Origin of the sequence: Mesorhizobium sp. M7A.F.Ca.CA.004.04.2.1 (genome assembly GCF_004022825.1) — a bacterium.
Taxonomy (GTDB): domain Bacteria; phylum Pseudomonadota; class Alphaproteobacteria; order Rhizobiales; family Rhizobiaceae; genus Mesorhizobium.
This window is the reverse complement of record NZ_RZPH01001691.1, coordinates 1-589: the sequence shown is the minus strand read 5'-3', so window position 1 is coordinate 589 and position 589 is coordinate 1. Positions and strand designations below refer to the sequence as shown.

The following is a 589-nucleotide window of genomic DNA, read 5'->3' as shown; positions in this document are numbered from 1 at the left end:
GCACCGGATCGCCGGCCTCTTCCGGGGCGACCGAAATCAGCAGATGCGTTGTTTTTCCCAATGCATCGCCGATTTCGCCGGTCATCGCGCCGTCGAACAGAAGCGGCGCGACACCGGCCTGCCGTAGCGTCTCGAATTTTTCCGGCGAGCGTGTCGTGCCGAAGATCGTCGCGGCGCCTTTGTTAGCCCGAGCAAAAGCCCCGCCGGAATAGCCGGCGCCGAAGATGAATATCTGCTTTTCGCTCATGCATTCGCCCTGGTTGGCCGCGCCAGACGCCATTCGTCGCGCACGGCTTCGTCGCTTTCGGTTTTCAGGCCGATGGCTGCCCGTTCTGAATATTCGGCATCGGGCACCAGCCGCGCCAGCGCCCATATTGCCGCGCCCCGGACCAGCGGCGAGGCATCGTCCAGCAAGGCGCGCACAGTGTCGGCAAGAGAGGCATCGCCGGAATTGCCGGCGGCGATCAGCACGTTGCGGATGAACCGGTCGCGGCCGATGCGTTTTATCGGCGAACCGGAGAAGAAAGCGCGGAAGGCCGCGTCATCGAGACCCAAAAGGTCGGCGAGCGGCGGCTCGCGCAAATCATCG

1 protein-coding gene and 1 pseudogene are annotated in these 589 nt (G+C 64.2%); both read right to left on the bottom strand.

Annotation, left to right across the window (positions count from 1 at the left end; all coding sequences use genetic code 11):
- Window positions 1–247: pseudogene (locus EN893_RS37015) on the bottom strand (NAD(P)-dependent oxidoreductase); the annotation flags it as partial.
- The coding region (locus EN893_RS37010; RefSeq protein WP_348632547.1) for a HEAT repeat domain-containing protein at window positions 244–589 on the bottom strand (346 nt) is incomplete at its 5' end. The pseudogene EN893_RS37015 and the gene EN893_RS37010, both read right to left, overlap by 4 nt.